This window comes from Nostoc sp., from assembly GCF_041747015.1.
Classification (GTDB): Bacteria; Cyanobacteriota; Cyanobacteriia; order Cyanobacteriales; family Nostocaceae; genus Nostoc.
The window spans coordinates 1-3,619 of sequence record NZ_JBGTFY010000156.1; the positions used below are offsets into that span (position 1 = coordinate 1).

At 42.4% G+C, this 3,619-nt stretch carries 4 protein-coding genes; 3 read left to right on the forward strand and 1 reads right to left on the reverse strand.

Annotated elements, in window-relative coordinates:
- Window positions 1–154: 154 nt before the first annotated feature.
- A complete protein-coding gene (locus ACEW80_RS12080) occupies window positions 155–628 on the reverse strand; it encodes a hypothetical protein (RefSeq protein ID WP_373526804.1) in 474 nt (157 codons plus the stop codon).
- A 161-nt stretch (window positions 629–789) separates the two neighbouring features.
- Here ACEW80_RS12080 and ilvC point away from each other — a divergent pair, with 161 nt between their 5' ends.
- The 3 genes from ilvC to ACEW80_RS12095 all read left to right on the forward strand — a co-directional run bounded on the left by ilvC (window position 790) and on the right by ACEW80_RS12095 (window position 3,405).
- A complete protein-coding gene (gene ilvC / locus ACEW80_RS12085) occupies window positions 790–1,785 on the forward strand; it encodes a ketol-acid reductoisomerase (protein WP_373526805.1) in 996 nt (331 codons plus the stop codon).
- A gap of 3 nt (window positions 1,786–1,788) precedes the next feature.
- Complete coding sequence (locus ACEW80_RS12090; RefSeq protein WP_373526806.1) at window positions 1,789–2,409, forward strand: hypothetical protein; 621 nt, start codon at window positions 1,789–1,791, stop codon at window positions 2,407–2,409.
- A 393-nt stretch (window positions 2,410–2,802) separates the two neighbouring features.
- Window positions 2,803–3,405, forward strand: a complete 603-nt coding sequence (locus ACEW80_RS12095) for a hypothetical protein (protein WP_373526807.1) — start codon at window positions 2,803–2,805, stop codon at window positions 3,403–3,405.
- Window positions 3,406–3,619: the final 214 nt, after the last annotated feature.

The window sequence follows — 3,619 nt, forward strand, 5'->3', positions numbered from 1 at the left end:
CTTAAAACTCAAAACTTCAAGCTCAGAACTTGGAACTCCAGCCTCAAAACTCGGAACTCCAAGCTTAAAACTCGAAACTCCGACCTCAGAACTCGGAATGTCGAGCTTTTAACTCAAGTATCCAAGCTCTAAGGTCAAATCGCCGAGTTATTTTCTACACTCCCGACGCTTGAGGCTGCACACTCCGAGATTTACGGGCAAACCTCCGCCCCATCTCATCCACCACTGCATCTAAACCCGCTCCCTTCCCGCTGGCTCTGGCATAGTTGTAGACCTGTAATGATGCTGCATATGCTTCACTACCAACTGCCACAACGGTATCATCTACCAACTCGTGTAGTTGCGTCAGCGCTAGTAAAACTGGGTATAGTGCCTCAAACAACTCCACATCTTGCCGCATCTCGTCCAAGTTGAACGATCGCGATAGAAAGTCCTGGTTCTGTGTCGCCACTTCCAACGCCTTACTCACAAACGCTCTACTTTTGTCGCCTAGCTTGGGTAATGACCGTCGCTCCTCAGTCGTCAAATCAAGCAAAAACGGTAGCTTTTCCCGAATCGTGGCGATCGCTATCATCACCGCCTCGCGATCTGCCTGAGAAAGACTGGCACTAATCCGATTGTCTGCCATAACTGTAGATCCTATAGGGTAGTTGAATTTAGTATTCCCAAATTAATAAAAGCGATTACTATCCAGCTTGATAGAGTTTTCACCAAGGACTGACCTCGTTTTTGGGGTAAAATTAACAGTTCGCACTGAATCACAATGCTTGCACCGAAGGATTTGCTACTATGGCGCGGATGTACTATGACACTGATGCAAATTTAGATTTATTAGCTCAAAAAACAATTGCCATTATCGGCTACGGTTCTCAAGGACACGCCCATGCCCTCAATCTCAAAGACAGCGGCATGAATGTGATTGTCGGGCTGTATCCTGGTAGCAAGTCAGCTGAAAAAGCAAAGACAGCAGGCTTGGCTGTACATACAGTTGCTGATGCTGCTAAGGCAGCTGATTTCATCATGATTTTGCTGCCAGATGAGGTGCAGAAGACTATTTATCAGCAAGAGATTGCACCCCATTTAACAGACGGCAAGGTATTAGCTTTTGCTCACGGCTTCAATATTCACTTTGGTCAAGTTGTCCCACAAGATAATGTGGATGTAGTGATGGTTGCCCCAAAAGGGCCGGGGCATTTAGTGCGGCGGACTTATGAACAGGGACAAGGAGTGCCAGCATTATTTGCAGTGTATCAAGATGCAAGTGGTCAGGCACGCGATCGCGCGATGGCTTACGCTAAAGGTATTGGTGGCACTCGCGGCGGTATTCTAGAAACAACTTTCCGCGAAGAAACGGAAACCGATTTATTTGGCGAACAAGCCGTATTGTGTGGTGGTTTGAGTGCGCTAATTAAAGCAGGATTTGAAACCCTTGTAGCAGCTGGTTATCAACCAGAATTGGCTTATTTTGAATGTCTGCATGAAGTCAAACTAATTGTTGACTTGGTTGTAGAAGGTGGTTTAGCCAAAATGCGTGACAGCATCTCTAATACTGCTGAATATGGTGACTATACTCGTGGCCCTCGGATTGTTACTGACCAGACTAAAGCAGAGATGCGGAAGATTTTGAAAGAAATTCAAGAAGGTCAATTTGCGCGGGAATTCGTGCTAGAAAACCAAGCAGGTAAACCCGGATTTACAGCCATGCGTCGCCAAGAAGCAGAACACCCCATTGAGGAAGTTGGCAAAGATTTACGAGCCATGTTCAGCTGGCTGAAGCAGGATTAAATTGTGGTTCAGCGTCCTAAAGTCCAACTTATTCGCTGTACGTTGCTATTGTTAAGTATAGGGGCGGATCTATTGCCCCTGTCTTGGCTACGGCTAGAGGTAATTCAAGCCCAACCAGTAGAATTTAGTGCAAATAATACATTTGAAAAAGACAGTAAGCAGCAAATTCATAAACCAGCTTATAACCCAGTTAAATTAACGTCCAGCAATCAAACGTTGCTGGAATGGCTCAGGCATGAAAATATTCCTGGTTGGGTCAGAAACACATTCTTTAAAAAAGGTCTAAACAAGCGTTATACATTTTATTTCAGGGATATAAGACCTTTATACTTACGTGGAGATTTTAACGGCGATAATCAAATAGATATTGCTGTTATGCTCAAAGAAAAACTGCCTAAAAACGCCATACATCGTAATCCCTTGATGGCAATTTTTCATGGTGGCACTCAACAAGTATTTTTTATCAGTCCAGAAGATTTGCCTGCTGACGATCTGTGGGAGGTTGTTCCTAAAGGGGATTCTACTAAGGCAGGAGAAGGTATTTTTATGGCAAAAGCAATGTCATCCAGCAAAGTGTTTTATTGGGATGGCAAGCAGTATAGCGCTACTGGGACTAGTGATTAATGAAAGCTAAATTACAGCAGTTTTCAGTTGGGTAGACCATAAACTAAGTAAACTTGGATGAGCAGTAAAAATATTCATACTTATGCCTGTCTCCTACTCAAATGAAAATTTCTATAAGTAATGATGTTTTTCAAGTATTCGCCCTAACTAGTCCAATTTGAGAATTGTCACACTCAAAATGATCAGAGTCAATACTCACGTATTAAAGAATAAGTTTATATATAACAACGCTTCGGATTACTTTTGAATAAAACTGACAAGCTATGTACTACCCACTATTTAATAGTTAGGTTCACGTATTGACACAATGCTTTATTAATATCTTACTGAGGTTTATATATTGTTAATTGTCAACAACGTTAGAGCGTTGAAATTTCCAGGTATAAGCCAATAATGCCCCCTATTCAACTGATCTACACCAACGTGTCTAAGTTGCAGTTTGGTTTTTTAGTAAGCTTAATCTGCGCCCTTAGCGCTTGGATTAATCTACCAGCAGCAGCTTTACCAGGGCAAGACGTTGAGAAAGTAATACTATGGTCAGATGATCATCTGTTGATTGCTGGACTTATGCCTAGCCTCAAATTACAATCGGCAGAACCCGATTTTTACTCTACATCTAAGTGCCTTGGCAACGAGTTAAGTTTTTTAGTTTGGTCACCTAATGGCTTGGTGAGCCGAGAACTCATAAGTTATCAATCTAGTGATAAGTCTTTCAATTTCGAACCGAAGAATTCAGTCGGAATTAATCTGATTCGACAAGTGTACGATTCTACGATCGCTCAAGATTTTGCTTCTTCCGCCCTAATATATCAGAGAAACAATAATACTCAAGCACCCAGTTTTTACAAAGGCAGACGTTATGGATATGTCACGAAACACTTTCGTGATCTGCGCCAGCCTAGAACTCTGTATGTGTCCCAGCTAACAATAGTGCCTCTTAGCCAACTAAAAAACGAAATTCAAATCGATAAAAACACACCTAGTATTTCATTCTAACTGAGCAGTTGATATGGTATAAAGTCGTCTCCTTTTAATCCTGAGACCAGATACCTTAAATTGCCATCTTTACAGCCTTTGCAAACCTGATCAATATGGGAGAGCAGGCATAACAAGGAGGATTTTTGCTACCGCCTATCTTCCTATATTTGTGATCTACCCAATTGAAAAGTGCTGTGTTCTAGGGCAAAAGCTGGGCGGTACTGGCTCCAGG

Excerpts from the sequence above, each read along its gene's own strand:
- ACEW80_RS12080 (WP_373526804.1), bottom strand. The coding sequence starts at position 628 with ATGGCAGACAATCGGATTAGTGCCAGTCTTTCTCAGGCAGATCGCGAG.
- ilvC (WP_373526805.1), top strand. The coding sequence starts at position 790 with ATGGCGCGGATGTACTATGACACTGATGCAAATTTAGATTTATTAGCT.
- ACEW80_RS12095 (WP_373526807.1), top strand. The coding sequence starts at position 2,803 with ATGCCCCCTATTCAACTGATCTACACCAACGTGTCTAAGTTGCAGTTT.